This is a genomic window from Citrobacter sp. TBCS-14 (genome assembly GCF_005280805.1).
Classification (GTDB): Bacteria; Pseudomonadota; Gammaproteobacteria; order Enterobacterales; family Enterobacteriaceae; genus Citrobacter; species Citrobacter gillenii.
Window position 1 is genome coordinate 1 of the sequence record NZ_SZWM01000510.1, and the last position, 241, is coordinate 241.

The following is a 241-nucleotide window of genomic DNA, read 5'->3' on the forward strand; positions in this document are numbered from 1 at the left end:
GATCTCGTCGTTCATCTGTTTCAGATCGAGCATCACCAGGTCGGTGACTTCCAGCAGTTCATCAATCACTGGATCGTAACGGCGAACAAAACCGTTAGTATCAAGACAGGTATGAATCCCTTCTTTTTTACAGGCACGGAACCAATCACGGACGAATTCAGCCTGGAGAATGGCCTCTCCGCCGGATGCCGTTACGCCACCACCGGATGCGTTCATAAAGTGACGATAGGTCACGACTTCT

General features: G+C 50.2%; 1 protein-coding gene. It reads right to left on the reverse strand.

The annotated features are described in order from the left end of the window. Window positions 1-241: radical SAM protein (locus FDX22_RS19605; RefSeq protein WP_146717654.1), on the reverse strand; the 241-nt coding region annotated here is incomplete at both ends.